We start from the raw sequence: 14,981 nt of genomic DNA, 5'->3' as shown, positions 1-14,981 counted from the left end.
CGCAAAATAAAACCCCCGGTAACCGGGGGTTCTAGGATTAGTCTTATCTGCTACCCTTAATATAGTGTACGCCATCTGCTTTTGGAGCTTCGGCACGGCCGATAAAGCCAGTAAGAGCTAAAATGGTTAATACATATGGTGCAATAAACAAATAGACATTTGGAATATTGCTTAAGAAAGGCAAGCTGGATCCAATAATACTGATACTTTGAGCAAAACCAAAGAATAATGCTGCGCCCATTGCTCCCAGCGGATGCCATTTACCAAATATCATGGCAGCTAACGCCATGAAGCCTTGACCACTGATAGTGGCATGGTTAAAGTTGGAGGAAATTGATTGTGCATAAACACCACCGCCAATACCGCCAAGTGCACCAGAGATAATAACACCTAAATAACGCATCTTCGTTACATTAATACCCATGGTATCAGCTGCCATTGGATGTTCACCTACAGAGCGAAGTCGCAGGCCAAATGGAGTTTTATAAATAACGTACCAGGCAATGAAAGCAACAAAAATAGCAACAAAAGAAGTCCAGTACGTGTTTTGGAAAAAGATTTTCCCAAGAACAGGTATATCTTTAAGAATTGGTATATCAATTTTACTAAAGCCTTGCTTAATAATATCTGTTTCACCTTTATTATAGATTAATTTGACAAGGAACATAGTAAGACCAACAGCAAGCAAATTAATAGCTACCCCGGAAACTGTATGATCCGCACGGAAGGTAATTGCAGCGACGGCATGCAGAATCGAGAATAAGGCACCGGCTACCATGGCCACCAATAATGCAACCCACGGTGTTGCACTGCCAAATGTATCCACAAATGTTAAGTTAAATACGATTGCTGAAAATGCTCCAATAACCATTAACCCTTCAAGTCCGATATTTACAACCCCGGACCGTTCAGAGAAAACTCCTCCTAATGAAGTGAAGACCAGTGGTGCTGCCCACAACAATGCGGATGGAACAACAATCATTAATATTTTCATCAAGCTTAAGCCTTCATGAGCATTTGCTGTTGCAAGTACAGTGTGTGATAAAGAAAATAATAATTCACTCACCTTACTTCACCCCCTTTTTGCTAAATCGTTCAAGAACTATTCTTATCATATAGCTTGCTGCAACGAAGAATACAATCAATGCAATAATGATATCAACTAATTCCTTTGGTACCCCCGCAAGCGGCATCGACAAGGCACCAATTTTTAAAATACCAAACAATAACGCTGCGAAAAATACTCCAATCGCTGTATTTCCACCTAATAAGGCAACGGCGATCCCGTTAAATCCGACACCAGTAAATCCGCCTTGAACAGCCATATAGCCAAATGTTCCTAACCCTTCCATTGCACCGGCGATTCCGGCAAAACATCCGGAAATAACCATGGAAAGAATAATATTTTTATTTACACTCATACCAGCATAATGTGCAGCATCCTGATTAAAACCGACAGCACGTAATTCAAATCCTCTAGTTGTCTTTTCTAATAGGAACCACATGATAAAACAGCAAATAATTGCAATGATAATTCCCCAGTGGATCGAAGAACCCGTTGTTAGATTTGACAGCCATTCAGAACGTAATGACGCTGTTTCATGAATTTTCCCAGTTTTTGATGAACCTTGGTTCATTTTCGTATTAACAATATAGTTCACGACATGCAAAGCAATATAGTTCATCATGATGGTAACAATAACCTCATGAACACGAAAACGTGCTTTTAAAAGGCCTGGTATGAATGCCCAAAGGCCCCCAGCCAGCATTGCTGCTAATATAGCCAGCGGTATGTGAATGATTGTAGGCAGCTCAAAAGTAACCCCTACCCATACAGCCGCCAGCCAGCCAACGATAAATTGTCCTTCAACCCCAATGTTAAATAAACCAACCCGAAAGGCAAAGGCAACGGCAAGACCAGCCAAAATATATGGGGTTACCTGCCTAACGACCTCACCAGTTTGATACACATCCCCAAAGGCTCCTTGCCCTAAGGCTATAAATGCATCCACTGGATTATAGCCGCTCACTAGCATGATAATGGTTCCAAGGATTATTCCTAACAATACAGCAAAAATAGGTGTTAATAAATTGATTAAGCGTTTAGACATGTGTTCCTTCCCCCGCTTCTTTTCGATTCGAGCCTGCCATCAACAACCCGAGCTCTTGCTCACTCGTTTCTTTTGGGTTGACGACGGCAACAATTTGACCTTCATAAATAACAGCAATCCGATCGCTGACATTCATAATCTCATCAAGTTCGAAAGACACTAGTAAAACAGCTTTACCATTGTCACGTTGTTCAATTAAACGTTTATGAATAAACTCAATTGCACCAACATCCAGACCACGTGTCGGTTGGGCAGCAATAAGTAAATCAGGGTTCCTGTCCACTTCTCGGCCAATGATTGCTTTTTGTTGATTACCGCCAGAAAGAGCACGCGCCAACGTATATTCACTAGGTGTCCGAACGTCAAACTCTTTAATTAATGTTCTTGCTTTATTGTAAATTTCCTTAAAATTTAATATACCTGTTTTTGAAAATGGCTTTTTATAATAGGTTTGCAAAACCATGTTCTCTCCGATTGGGTAATTTAAAACTAACCCATGCTTATGCCGATCTTGAGGAATATGGCCAATCCCAGCTTCGGTGATTTTCCGAGAAGGAAGTCCAAAAAGCTCTTTCCCATTCAGCTTTATACTGCCTTTTTCTGCTTTTCTTAATCCAGTAATGGCTTCAATAAATTCTGATTGCCCATTTCCATCTATACCAGCAATACCTACAATTTCTCCTGCACGAACGGTTAAATTTAATCCCCTTACCGCTGAAACTCCACGTGAATCCTTTACTATCAAGTCTTTAATATCTAAAACATCATGTTTCGGAGAAGCTTGTATCTTTTCTGTTTTAAAATCAACCTCACGGCCAACCATAAGACTTGCCAATTCATTGGGGTTCGTTTCGCTTACATTAACGGTTCCAATCCCTTTTCCTTTTCGAATAACCGTACAACGGTCCGCAACTTCCATAATTTCTTTCAATTTATGGGTAATTAAAATAATTGATTTACCTTCTTTAATAAGTGTTTTCATAATTTGTATAAGTTCTTTTATTTCTTGCGGTGTTAATACGGCAGTTGGTTCGTCGAAAATCAAAATCTCAGCACCACGGTAAAGTGTTTTTAATATTTCTACCCGTTGCTGCATTCCAACTGTAATATCCGAAATTCTCGCTTGTGGGTCAACAGCCAATCCATAACGCTCAGAAATATCCCGGACCTCTTTTTCTGCCTTTTTAAGATTTATTTGTCCTCCAGAGGTAATTTCTTTACCTAAGATAATGTTCTCCGTAACCGTAAACTTGTCAACAAGCATAAAATGCTGATGAACCATTCCGATTCCAAGATCGTTGGCAATGTTAGGGTTTGAAATGTGTACAGGTTTCCCCTTTACACGAATTTCACCTTGTTCTGGCTGGTATAATCCGAATAGCACATTCATTAAAGTGGATTTTCCCGCACCATTTTCGCCAAGCAATGCATGAATTTCTCCCTTTTTTAACTGGAGGGTAATGTTATCATTCGCGACGAAGCCGCCAAATTCCTTACGAATGTTGAGCATTTCAATTACATATTCCATTTTTTCCACTCCCTGCAACAAGATAAAAGGAAATTATGACCAATAGTAGTAAGAGGTCAGACCTTTTGAATTTTAAAAAAACAGGGAATTTCTCCCCACTAAAATCTTAAATGAAAAGTAGAATATTTATTCTACACTTCAGTTAAGCTTTCATTAAGATGGAATAAGCAGGCAGGTAAACTATCCTGCTTATTCCTTATTAAAATTATTTTGCGCTAAATGTTTTTAATTCATCACGAGTTCCAGGAACTTTTACGTCACCTGATTTAATCTTTTCAACCCATTCTTTAACAGCTTTATCAATTGCATCTTTGTTCGGTGCCTTGCTGTTTACAGGAGCTAAACCAACACCATCTTCATGCAAGCCATAGATAGCAGTTTCTCCACCTGGGAATTTCCCATCTTTTGCTTTTGTAGAAAGGTCTTTAACAGCAACGTCAACGCGTTTCATTGCAGAAGTTAGAACAACATCAGGACCCATGTCATTTTGGTCACGGTCTACACCAATTGCCCAAATTTCACGTGATGGATCTTTTTTCTTTAAGTCACCCGCTTCTTTAAATAAACCGTTTCCTGTAGCTCCGGCTGCGTGGAATACTACGTCTGCACCTGAAGAATACATTTTAGAAGCAATCGTTTGACCAAGCTCAGCCTTGTCGAATGCACCTGAATATTGAACATCAACTTTAGCTTCTGGTTTTGCAGCTTTAACGCCAGCTAAGAAACCGGATTCAAAACGTTCAATAACAGGGATTTCCATACCGCCAATGAAACCGATATGATTAGATTTTGTAGTAAGAGCTGCCGCTACACCCGCAAGGAATGCCGCTTCTTGCTCTTTGAAAAGAACACTTGCTACGTTTGGCTGTTTTACTTCATCATCGACGATGGCAAAATTTGTTTTTGGTTGTTGCTTTGCAATTCCATCGACAGCATCATGCATTAGGAAGCCGATACCATAAACTAAGTTAAAACCTTGACGTGCAAGTGTATTTAAGTTTGTAGTGTAATCTGCGTCAGAAGTGGACTGAAGGTAATCATAGCCGCCTTTTCCTTTTTCCAAACCGTTATCTTTACCAAATCCTTGAAGACCTTCCCAAGCGGATTGGTTGAATGATTTGTCATCAACACCACCGACATCAGTAACCATTGCTACAGAGAAAGTAGTTTTTTCTTTGTCTCCACCCTTAGCTTGGTCTTTGGTTGTATCATCACTTTTTCCACAAGCACCTAAAAGTGTTCCAGCAGCAAGAACTAGTGATAGTGCCATTCCAATTTTATGCTTTTTCATGGTATTGTACCCCCTATGAATATTGTTGATTTAGTAGAAATGATAAAAAGCAGGTCTGGTTGCGTTTTCAAAAAGGATAAAAATAAATTAAATTCTTTTCCTTAATACATGAAAACTAAACTTGTCTGCTTTAAAATAATTTACCGAAAATAAAACAGGTTCATCCATTTCATCGAAATGCATTTGTTTTAAAACTAACAAAGCGGTTTCTGGTTCACATTCTAGAATTGGGGAAATCTTTTCATGATAGCCTATTGGCTCGATTTGAGCAACCGCGTATGTAATTCTCCGCTTTGCCTCCACATCTAAGATGTGAAAAATGGATTCTTCTTTATGGGAGAATGTTTCCGGCAATATGCGTTCTGGTACCTTGTCGACACAGTAGACGACTGGTTCCCCATTTGCGGTTCTAACCCTTTCCATCACGAAAATTTCCTCACTAGTAGAACATGAGAAACGACGAATATCCTCTTCGGTGGGTTCTTGCGTTGATGAGCTTAGGAAAATTGTTCCTGGTTTCATTCCAGCCTGTTCAATCATGTCAGTGACACTATTAAGTTGTTCAATCCCTGAAGTAAACAATGGCTTTGAGTTAACAAATGTGCCAACACCATGGCGCCTTATGATAACGTTTTCCTCTTCAAGTATGCGTAATGCTTCCCGAAGTGTGGCCCTGCTTACACCCAGTTGTTTAGCAAGATCGAATTCTGAAGGTAACTTTTCTTTTTCTTTGTAGAACCCTTTTTCAATATCTTGCTTTAACCGATCGATTACTTGCAAATATAAATGCCGGCTATCTGACTTAATTGACATGCTGTTTCCTCCAGCCTTTTTCCTAAGACATCAGACATCTGATATCATTCCTACTAATCGAGATTTATCTTATCATTTTTTATCCGATAAATAAATAGGATTTCAACATTTTGTCGAAAAAAGGTCTAAAGATAAAAAAAGTCATAATGCCGACGATATTTTTATGAAAAAATCTGTTATAATTGAATATTGAAAATGAATAAATGGAGTATTATGGTAAAAAGTTAGGACCTTTTCTTTGATACAGGCGTTTAGCTCCTATTACTATAGTATCAAATTTTTCGAAATTTAGTATAAAAAAAAGAGCCGGTTGGCTCTTTTTTTAGTAAATTATATTAGTGAACTTCGCTTAACGGGCGCTCCCGTTTTTCTATGAACTTTGTTCCTCTTTATCTTTAGGGGTGGTCTGCAACACAGCCCGCGGTTTACTTCCTTCGTATGGTCCGACAATACCGCGGGCCTCCATTTCGTCAATTAGGCGGGCCGCTCTTGTATAGCCTATTCGAAAGCGCCTTTGTAACATGGAAACGGATGCTGTCTGCATTTCAATAATCAACTCTACTGCATCATTATATAAATCATCTTCGACCGCACCAGTAACTTCAGGAATATCATCGGGGATCATCTCTTCTTGATATTGTGCCTTTTGCTGGGAAATAACAAATTCAACTGTATCCTCTACTTCTTGGTCTGAAAGGAAAGCACCTTGTACACGGACAGGTTTAGATTCCCCTACTGGTAAGAATAACATGTCACCCCGACCAAGGAGCTTTTCTGCTCCTCCCATATCCAGAATTGTTCTTGAATCCGTTGCACTAGATACTGCAAAAGCAATTCGTGATGGTATATTAGCTTTTATTACCCCTGTAATAACATCCACAGATGGTCGTTGCGTAGCAATGATTAAGTGAATTCCTGCTGCCCGGGCCATTTGAGCCAGGCGGGTAATCGAATCTTCTACATCTGAAGAGGCTACCATCATTAAATCGGCTAACTCATCGACAATAACAACAATATATGGAAGTAAGGGCTGTTTGTCGTCTTCCTCCAGATTATGCCTCCTAACATGGTCATTATAGCCTTCAATATTACGTGTTCCAGTATAGGAGAATAATTCATAACGCCTTTCCATTTCACTTACTACCTTTTTCAAAGCTTGGGATGCCTTTTTCGCATCCGTTACAACCGGTGCAAGCAAGTGGGGGATTCCATTATAAACATTGAGTTCAACCATTTTCGGATCAATCATCATTAATTTAACTTCGTGCGGCTTCGCCCTCATTAATATACTTGTGATAATCCCATTTATGCAGACGCTTTTCCCGCTGCCGGTTGCACCAGCGACAAGTAAATGGGGCATCTTATTCAATTCCGCAAGGACAGCTTCACCGGTAATATCCCTGCCCAATCCAATTAACAATTTTGCTTCAGGCTTGTCATTTTGGGTTGCATCTAGTACCTCACGCAAGGAAACCATTGCAACTTCTGAATTAGGAACCTCTATCCCTATCGCAGATTTTCCCGGGATTGGCGCTTCAATCCGAATATCTTTAGCAGCTAGTGCTAATGCTAAGTCATCACTTAAACTGACAATTTTACTTACTTTTACACCTACATCAGGATGAACCTCATATTTTGTTACGGCAGGTCCTAAATGTACTTGTGTTACGCGGGCTTTAACGCCAAAGCTTTGAAAAGTCCGCTCGAGCTTGGCTGCATTCTTATTAATTAACTCATATTCCCCGCTTTGATCGGTTTGCTTCGGCAGTTTTAGCAGCCTTTTCGGCGGCAATTCATACGCAGTATTTTCAACTTCCGTAAATGTGATTGGCGGGGTGTTATCATCCACGACTTTTTCAGACACTTTTTTTCTTTCTTTTCCTTCTTCTTTTGGGCGCTTATCCTTTGGAATCTCATCAACATAAGCTTTATCCGCAAAGCTTGAAATAAGCGGTTCTGGTAGTCTAGTTTCTTCTTGGATAGGGTGCTGATTCGTGTTGATGACTGGAATGCTTTCTATTTGACGGTTTTCTTGTCCCTGTTGTTTATGTGATGTTCTTTCGTTTTTACGATCCTGCTGTTTTTGTCTCCATTCAGACATATCCGTCATAAATGCTGCCCATTGATTTTTGGAAAAGTCAATTAACGTTATTATGATTTTACCAACGAAATCACCAAAGGATTTACCAGTCAGCAAAATGATGCCAATTAGAATGAAGATAAAAGCAATAATTTTCGTGCCTGTTTCCGCGAATAGATAATGAAATAAAGCAAATAACACCGCTCCCAGCATACCGCCGCCCAGGTCTTTTGTGCTAGTTTCCCCTTTCAGTTCCATCTTAAATAGTTCCCATGTATTTCCGATTACACTGGGATTTTTGAAATTTCCATTGTTCGTAAGCAAATGAAAAAGGGTTACATGACTCAATAGTAGGATTGCTGACGTAATAAAATAGCTGCCCACTAATTTAATATGGAAGAAAAAAGGGATTTCCCTTTTCCACATTAAATAAATACTCAATACGACCAAACCGATTAAACTTAGCATATACCATTCTCCCATCCAAAAACGGAAGAAGAAAACGGTTGCCTTTCCAACTGCCCCAAGCTTTGCTATCGAAATAATTGCTAATGCTAAAATAGCTAATGCCGATAATTCATATTGTACGGCACGTTTTAAATGGTTGTCCCTTTTTTTGGGTTGCCTTCTTTTCTTTTTTGCCATCTGATCACCTTGTATATTTCGTTTTGATAGATTACCTAGATTTCTTACCTTTAATATAAAACAGGTAAAAAGGAAGAAAGCAGCCTGATTGGCTGCTCTTGTCTCGTTATCCTGATTATACCATAACTTTTTTCTATATTGCCGACATTCCCTCTAGGTTACCAAAAGAAATTTTTGCTCCAGGACATACCCGCTCATCCATAAAATGCTGCGGGTCACTGCTTAATATCCGTATTACTTGGACATTTTGCTGGTCTGTAAGTTCTACTAAAAGGGGTATTCCTTGATAATTTACTATTTGTTGTTGCTTCATCCCGGAATCTGCTTCATCAGGAAAAACCAGTTCATAAGGCATCATCGTATATAAAATCATTGAATCAGCCCCTTGTTCTCTTCTTTATGAAGTTCCATCAATTCATTTAACTTTTTCATTGCCTGCCCAAGCCCGCCTACTTCATCAATTAAACCTGTTTTCACAGCCTCAATTCCTATCACATTTGTTCCAATATCTCTTGTTAAATTACCCTTAGCAAACATTAAGTCCTTAAATGTTTCTTCGCTAATATTGGAATGCTTTGTAACAAAATTAACTACACGTTCCTGCATTTTATCCAAATATTCGAAGGTTGCAGGGACTCCAATCACAAGACCTGTCAACCGGATTGGATGGATTGTCATTGTTGCCGTTTCAGCAATAAAGGAATAATTACAGGAAACCGCAATTGGGACACCAATTGAATGTCCGCCGCCTAATACTATGGAAACAGTCGGTTTTGATAGGGTCGCGAGCATTTCGGATATGGCTAAGCCCGCCTCGACATCGCCGCCCACCGTATTTAATATAATCAAAACACCCTCTATTTTAGGATTTTGTTCGATGGCTACGAGCTGTGGAATTAAATGTTCGTATTTTGTTGTTTTATTCTGAGGCGGAAGTGCTAAATGTCCCTCAATTTGACCAATAATCGTCAAACAATGAATTTTAGAGTCTGTTGAAAGCTGTGGCACATTTGTTTGACCGAGTTGCTGGATTTTTTCTATTAATGCGGATGAAGGTTTATCCTCTTTTTGCGGTTCCCCGCCCTCTTGGTTTTCAGATTCATTTTTTTGTAATTCGTTATCCATCCTAATACTCCCTTCAAGCATGATATCGTTTAGTATTGACCTACGATATGATTTCATGCTTGAAAAATAAAAGGCACTGGATGGCTCCAGTGCCGGATAAATTCTACACTTCCATAATGATAGGAAGAATCATTGGTCTTCTCTTAGTTTTTTCATATAAATAACGATTTAATTCATCCCTGACTTCCTGTTTTAAGCTTGACCATTCAAAGTAGCCCTTTGTAGTCACTCTTTCTACGATATCGCGAACCAATTTTGTTGAGTCCTCCATCAATTTTTCAGACTCACGCACATAGACAAAGCCTCTAGAGATAATCTCAGGACCTGCGGCTATTTTCTTGTCTTGCTTTGTTAAGGTCACAACCACAATGAGAATTCCATCTTGTGATAAAAGCCTTCTATCTCTTAAAACGATATTTCCTACATCTCCAACGCCAATACCATCGATGAGCACATTTCCAGATGGAACCTTGCCAGCAAGTGCTAGCCTTCCTTCCTTCAATTCAAGAATATCGCCGCGGTCAGGAATGATAATCTGCTCATCCCTAAGTCCAGTTTCCATTGCTAGTTTCCGATGCGCCTTCAGCATTCGGTATTCCCCATGAACAGGAACCAAGAATTTAGGCTTCATTAAATTAATCATAAATTTCAATTCTTCCTGACTGCCATGGCTCGAACCATGGATGTTCCGTTTGCCAGAGATAACATTTGCTCCGGCCCTGAATAGCATATCAACTGTCTTGTATAAGAAAACTTCACTGCCCCTGAGTGGTGATGCGGCGATTAAAACCGTATCACCATGTTGGATATTCAATAGCTTATGTGTTTGTTTTGCCATTTTCTGTAGTGCCTCAATTGGTTCCCCTTGGCTGCCTGTCATTAACACTACAATTTCGTTGTCTTTATATTCCTTTATCTCGCTAATCGGGATAATTAAATCTTCTGCAGCTTCTAAATAACCTAAATCAAGTGCAATATGATAGATTCTTTCAAGGCTTTTACCTACTACCGCTACCTTACGGCGATTTTCTTGTGCAGCATCAAAAATATGCTGAATTCTATTAATATCAGATGCAAAACAGGCGGCAAGAATTCTGCCCGGTGCATAATAAAAGGCATTTGACATATCTCGTTCAACAATTGCTTCAGACGTCGTGTATCCCGGCTTTTCCGCTTCTGTACTGTCAGAAAGCAAACATAAAACCCCTTGATCCCCAATTGCTGCCATCTTTCCAATTTCCGGTTTATACAATCTGGTTGCCGCCTGATCAAATTTAAAGTCACCCGTATAGACAATAATCCCTTCAGATGTATGAATACAAACACCAACTGAATCAGGGATACTATGATTTGTTCTAAAAAAGCTTACATCCACAACATCCAAATTTACGATTGTATCCGAATCAACTTCAATAAAATTCGTTTTTCCGAAATAATCCTGCTCTTTAAGTTTTGCATTTGCAAGGGCAAGGGTTAGCTTCGTTCCGTAAACTGGTACCTCGATTTGACGAAGTACATAGGATAGGGCACCGATATGGTCCTCATGTCCATGTGTTAAAAATATTGCCTTTACCCGTTCCTTATTTTCTTTTAGATACGTTATATCAGGAATAACCATATCAATGCCGAGCATTTCTTCCTCGGGGAACATTAAACCGGCATCAATAATAAATATGTCCTTGTCCACTTCTACAAGGTACATATTTTTTCCGATTTCACCTATGCCACCAAGTGTGATTAACTTAATGGAATTATTTTTTTTCTTAATCAATTTCCGTTTCCTCCTATATTGATGTTTTCCGATCGAAATCAGTTATAGTTATTATACTTGAAAAAAGAAAACCTTTACAACAAAAAAAGAAAAGCCAACCGATTCATATAAATCGGCTGGCCTTTTTATGTTTTTATTTATTTCTTATTTAAAATGGCAATTAACGCTGCACGCTCTTGTTCGGTTAAGCCAACAAGCGGCAGTCTTACGGATCCTACATCCAATCCAGCTACCTGTAATGCCGTTTTAACAGGAGCAGGACTTGGAGCAGCAAATAGTCCTTGCATGATTGGGAGAAGGTGCTGATGCAATTGTGCAGCCTTTGCATTTTCTCCATCAAAAAATGCCTTAACCATTTCCTGAATCTCATTTCCAATCACGTGGGAAGCAACTGAGACTATACCAGCCCCTCCAATTGCAAGAACCGGAATTGTTAAACTATCATCCCCACTATATAAAACAAAATCGTCGTCCGTATTGGCAATGATTTGTGTCATTGCATTTAAATCCCCACTTGCTTCCTTTACTGCGACAATATTTGTTATCTTTGATAGACGGATCACCGTTTCAGGAAGTATATTTATCGCTGACCTTCCCGGAATGTTGTAAACCATAACAGGCAGCGTTGTGGCTTCCGCGACGGCTTTGAAATGCTGATACAAACCTTCTTGATTAGGTTTATTATAGTAGGGCGCTACCACCATAATCGCATCCACACCAAGCTGCTCTGCTTTTTTTGTCAATTCAATTGATGCATAAGTATTATTGCTGCCTGTACCTGCAATCACTGGAATTCTTTTATTAACGACTTTGACTACATGATTAAATAACGCCAGCTTTTCCTCTTTAGATAAGGTTGGTGATTCCCCTGTGGTTCCCGCTATCACAAGAGAATCGGTTCCATTTTCAATTAAATAATTTACTAATTGAGTGGTCTTGGCGAAGTCAATATGCCCTTTTTTATCAAAGGGGGTTACCATTGCCGTAGATAATCGCCCGAAATGAGCCATTTCCATTCTCCTTTCAATCCATGCTACTGTTAAATGCACCAAGTGTATCTCTGCTAATTTCCTAACAATGAAAGAAACAATTTATGAAATCATTTATAAATCTGAATGATAAAATTCAATAGATTCTTCTTCTAATTGAAAGGCATCGTGCAGAGCATTGACTGATTTAACCAAGTCATCCTGCTTTACCAGGACCCAAATAGTTGTATGGCTGTCTGCTGATTGTAAAATACGAATTCCCTGTTCGGATAAGGCCGTTACGATTTTGGAAGTAACCCCGGGCACGCCCGCTATTCCCGCGCCGACAATAGAAACCTTTGCACAATGACGCTCCACTACAGGGTCATGACCTAATTCGTTTAGGACTTCGATGGCGCGATCCGTCATTTCCTCTGTCACCGTATAGATTACACCATTTGGAGAAATGTTGATAAAATCTACACTTATCTTTTCATTGGCCATCGCTTTAAATACTTCTGCCTGCAAGTAATATTGATCTTTTTTAGCAATAACTTTTATTTGCGTGACATTTGATACATGCGCAATACCTGTGACAATCCGTTCCTTAATGTCAGCACCAAGATTATCCTTATTTAATGTTGTTACCAATGTGCCTAGGGTATTTGTATAGTTTGAACGGATACGAATCGGTATTTTTGCCTGCATCGCTATTTCTACCGCTCGTGGGTGAATTACCTTTGCACCCTGATAGGCCATATTACAAACTTCTGTATACGTAACAACGGATAGCGGCCGGGCATTTTCGGCAATGCGTGGGTCGGCTGTCATAATTCCTTCTACATCAGTAAAAATATCAATCCATTCGGCATGAAGAGCCGCACCTAAGGCAGCTGCTGAGGTATCACTTCCGCCACGTCCAATCGTGGTAATATCACCGTTTTTGGCAGAACCTTGAAATCCGGCAACCACGATGACCTCATTTTTTTCCAGTTCACGAAGCAGGCGTTCGCATTTCATCTCATTAATTTTTGCATTTGTATGGTCGTTGTTGGTTCGGAAGCCTGCTTGGGCTCCTGTTAAAGCCACAGCCTTGATCCCATTCTCCACTAACATATTAGCAAAAACGACGCTAGAAATAACCTCGCCGCAGGATAATAATAAATCATGTTCCCGTTTGGAGCTTTTGCTTAAATTCCCGCCGATTAATGATAACAATGTATCGGTGGCATAAGGGTCGCCTTTCCTGCCCATTGCCGAGACAACCACTACCACTTTATATCCATCTGCTAAAGATTTTTCGATATGACCTTGAGCATACTTTCTGCTTTTCTCATCCTTAACAGATGTACCCCCAAATTTTTGAACTATTATTTTCATAGTGACATGAAAACCTGCCTTTTTGACGTAACTTTATTTTACTAAACCAAGTTTAACTAAACTTTCTGCAATTTGAACAGAATTCCATGCTGCTCCTTTGAGCAAGTTGTCAGAGACTACCCACATATGAAAACCAAGGTCTTCATCGAGGTCTTTCCTAATGCGGCCAACAAAAACCTCATTTTTCCCAACACAATTTGCTGGCATTGGATAAAGTTGATTTTCGGGATCATCTTGTAAGACGATACCTGGAGCATCCTTTAATAATGCTTTAATATCGTTAGCACTAATGTCCCCCGATTCTATTTCAAAATAAACAGATTCTGAATGTCCGACAGCAACTGGGAGACGAACACAGGTTGCAGAAATCTGTAACTCTGGTGAATCCATAATTTTCTTTGTTTCATTAATCATTTTCATTTCTTCAAACGTATATCCGTTATCCTGAAACATATCGATTTGTGGAATCGCGTTAAAAGCAATTTGATAGTGATTTTTGTCAGACTTTACTGGTAAAATCTTAGGATCATATGCTTGACCATTTAAGATAGACTGAGTTTGTTCCATTAATTCCTCAACTGCTGCAGCACCTGCACCGGAAACAGCTTGATAAGTTGAGACAATAACCTTTTTCAAACCGAATCTTTGACGAATTGGTTCAAGAGCAACGACCATTTGAATCGTTGAACAATTAGGGTTAGCAATAATTCCATTATGTTGGTGTAATTCCGCTTCATTAACCTCTGGAACAACTAACGGTGTATTCGGGTCCATCCGGAACGCACTTGTGTTGTCCACAACGATGGCACCGCGTTTCACTGCTTCTGGTCCCAGCTCTTTTGATACATTGCCTCCCGCACTGAATAAAGCTATATCGACACCTTCAAAGCTCTCAGGCTTTGCTTCCGTAATGATATATTCCTGTCCATCAACATCCACTTTTTTCCCAGCTGAACGAGCTGAAGATAACAGGGTAAGTTTTCTTATTGGGAAATTCTCATTGATTAATGTTTGGATCATTTGTTTCCCAACTGCTCCTGTTGCCCCAACAACAGCTATATGGTATCCATTTTGCTCTTTCATTACAGGTTCCCCTTTCAATACTCATCGTGTACATGGCTGGTCATTTATTCTTTTATAAGGAAATGGCATTTACCCTGCCAGCATGTCAATAATTTTTAATATCTCATCAGTGGGCAAAAGATACGTCCCACTGATGAAAGATTAATTTATTTTAACATATTCCTAAAAAGAAATAACCTTTTTTGA

Annotated in this window: 12 protein-coding genes; all 12 read right to left on the bottom strand. The window is 39.5% G+C overall.

Features of this window, described 5'->3' with window-relative positions; genetic code table 11:
• Nucleotides 1-43: 43 nt before the first annotated feature.
• Nucleotides 44-994: an ABC transporter permease gene (locus BSO02S_RS14865; RefSeq protein ID WP_066068794.1), complete on the bottom strand. Its 951-nt coding sequence runs from the start codon at nt 992-994 to the stop codon at nt 44-46.
• Nucleotides 995-1,067: 73 nt separating this feature from the next.
• Nucleotides 1,068-2,111 carry an ABC transporter permease gene (locus tag BSO02S_RS14860; protein WP_066068727.1) on the bottom strand — a complete coding sequence of 348 codons (1,044 nt, stop codon included), beginning with the start codon at nt 2,109-2,111 and terminating at the stop codon, nt 1,068-1,070.
• Nucleotides 2,104-3,639, bottom strand: coding sequence for an ABC transporter ATP-binding protein (locus tag BSO02S_RS14855; protein ID WP_066068721.1), 1,536 nt, complete (start codon nt 3,637-3,639; stop codon nt 2,104-2,106). The genes BSO02S_RS14860 and BSO02S_RS14855 overlap by 8 nt, the downstream gene beginning before the upstream one ends.
• Nucleotides 3,640-3,844: 205 nt before the next feature.
• Nucleotides 3,845-4,930: a BMP family lipoprotein gene (locus tag BSO02S_RS14850; protein WP_066068718.1), complete on the bottom strand. Its 1,086-nt coding sequence runs from the start codon at nt 4,928-4,930 to the stop codon at nt 3,845-3,847.
• A gap of 87 nt (nt 4,931-5,017) precedes the next feature.
• Nucleotides 5,018-5,743 (bottom strand): GntR family transcriptional regulator, encoded by a 726-nt coding sequence (locus tag BSO02S_RS14845; protein WP_066068715.1) that lies wholly within the window; start codon nt 5,741-5,743, stop codon nt 5,018-5,020.
• Between the two features lie 370 nt (nt 5,744-6,113).
• The gene (locus tag BSO02S_RS14840) at nt 6,114-8,468 is read right to left on the bottom strand and encodes a DNA translocase FtsK (protein ID WP_066068712.1); all 2,355 of its coding nucleotides are present in this window, start codon (nt 8,466-8,468) and stop codon (nt 6,114-6,116) included.
• 133 nt (nt 8,469-8,601) lie between these two features.
• Nucleotides 8,602-8,841 (bottom strand): YlzJ-like family protein, encoded by a 240-nt coding sequence (locus BSO02S_RS14835; protein WP_066068710.1) that lies wholly within the window; start codon nt 8,839-8,841, stop codon nt 8,602-8,604.
• A complete protein-coding gene (locus BSO02S_RS14830) occupies nt 8,838-9,593 on the bottom strand; it encodes a ClpP family protease (protein ID WP_066068708.1) in 756 nt (251 codons plus the stop codon). Before BSO02S_RS14830 ends, BSO02S_RS14835 begins: the two co-directional genes overlap by 4 nt.
• 103 nt (nt 9,594-9,696) lie before the next feature.
• Nucleotides 9,697-11,364 carry a ribonuclease J gene (locus BSO02S_RS14825; protein ID WP_066068704.1) on the bottom strand — a complete coding sequence of 556 codons (1,668 nt, stop codon included), beginning with the start codon at nt 11,362-11,364 and terminating at the stop codon, nt 9,697-9,699.
• Between the two features lie 137 nt (nt 11,365-11,501).
• Complete coding sequence (dapA, locus tag BSO02S_RS14820) at nt 11,502-12,374, bottom strand: 4-hydroxy-tetrahydrodipicolinate synthase (RefSeq protein ID WP_066068698.1); 873 nt, start codon at nt 12,372-12,374, stop codon at nt 11,502-11,504.
• 93 nt (nt 12,375-12,467) lie between these two features.
• Nucleotides 12,468-13,712, bottom strand: a complete 1,245-nt coding sequence (dapG, locus tag BSO02S_RS14815) for an aspartate kinase (protein ID WP_066068694.1) — start codon at nt 13,710-13,712, stop codon at nt 12,468-12,470.
• 33 nt (nt 13,713-13,745) lie between these two features.
• Nucleotides 13,746-14,795: an aspartate-semialdehyde dehydrogenase gene (gene asd, locus BSO02S_RS14810; protein WP_066068691.1), complete on the bottom strand. Its 1,050-nt coding sequence runs from the start codon at nt 14,793-14,795 to the stop codon at nt 13,746-13,748.
• Nucleotides 14,796-14,981 lie beyond the last annotated feature (186 nt).

The sequence above is a fragment of the Neobacillus soli NBRC 102451 genome, assembly GCF_001591665.1.
Taxonomy (GTDB): domain Bacteria; phylum Bacillota; class Bacilli; order Bacillales; family Cytobacillaceae; genus Neobacillus; species Neobacillus soli.
Note: the sequence above shows the minus strand (reverse complement) of the source record. Positions and strands in the feature narration are given on the sequence as shown.

Excerpts from the sequence above, each read along its gene's own strand:
- BSO02S_RS14865 (WP_066068794.1), bottom strand. The coding sequence starts at position 994 with ATGAAAATATTAATGATTGTTGTTCCATCCGCATTGTTGTGGGCAGCA.
- asd (WP_066068691.1), bottom strand. The coding sequence starts at position 14,795 with ATGAAAGAGCAAAATGGATACCATATAGCTGTTGTTGGGGCAACAGGA.
- BSO02S_RS14850 (WP_066068718.1), bottom strand. The coding sequence starts at position 4,930 with ATGAAAAAGCATAAAATTGGAATGGCACTATCACTAGTTCTTGCTGCT.
- BSO02S_RS14840 (WP_066068712.1), bottom strand. The coding sequence starts at position 8,468 with ATGGCAAAAAAGAAAAGAAGGCAACCCAAAAAAAGGGACAACCATTTA.
- BSO02S_RS14835 (WP_066068710.1), bottom strand. The coding sequence starts at position 8,841 with ATGATTTTATATACGATGATGCCTTATGAACTGGTTTTTCCTGATGAA.
- BSO02S_RS14845 (WP_066068715.1), bottom strand. The coding sequence starts at position 5,743 with ATGTCAATTAAGTCAGATAGCCGGCATTTATATTTGCAAGTAATCGAT.
- BSO02S_RS14860 (WP_066068727.1), bottom strand. The coding sequence starts at position 2,111 with ATGTCTAAACGCTTAATCAATTTATTAACACCTATTTTTGCTGTATTG.
- BSO02S_RS14830 (WP_066068708.1), bottom strand. The coding sequence starts at position 9,593 with ATGGATAACGAATTACAAAAAAATGAATCTGAAAACCAAGAGGGCGGG.
- dapG (WP_066068694.1), bottom strand. The coding sequence starts at position 13,712 with ATGAAAATAATAGTTCAAAAATTTGGGGGTACATCTGTTAAGGATGAG.
- dapA (WP_066068698.1), bottom strand. The coding sequence starts at position 12,374 with ATGGCTCATTTCGGGCGATTATCTACGGCAATGGTAACCCCCTTTGAT.
- BSO02S_RS14855 (WP_066068721.1), bottom strand. The coding sequence starts at position 3,639 with ATGGAATATGTAATTGAAATGCTCAACATTCGTAAGGAATTTGGCGGC.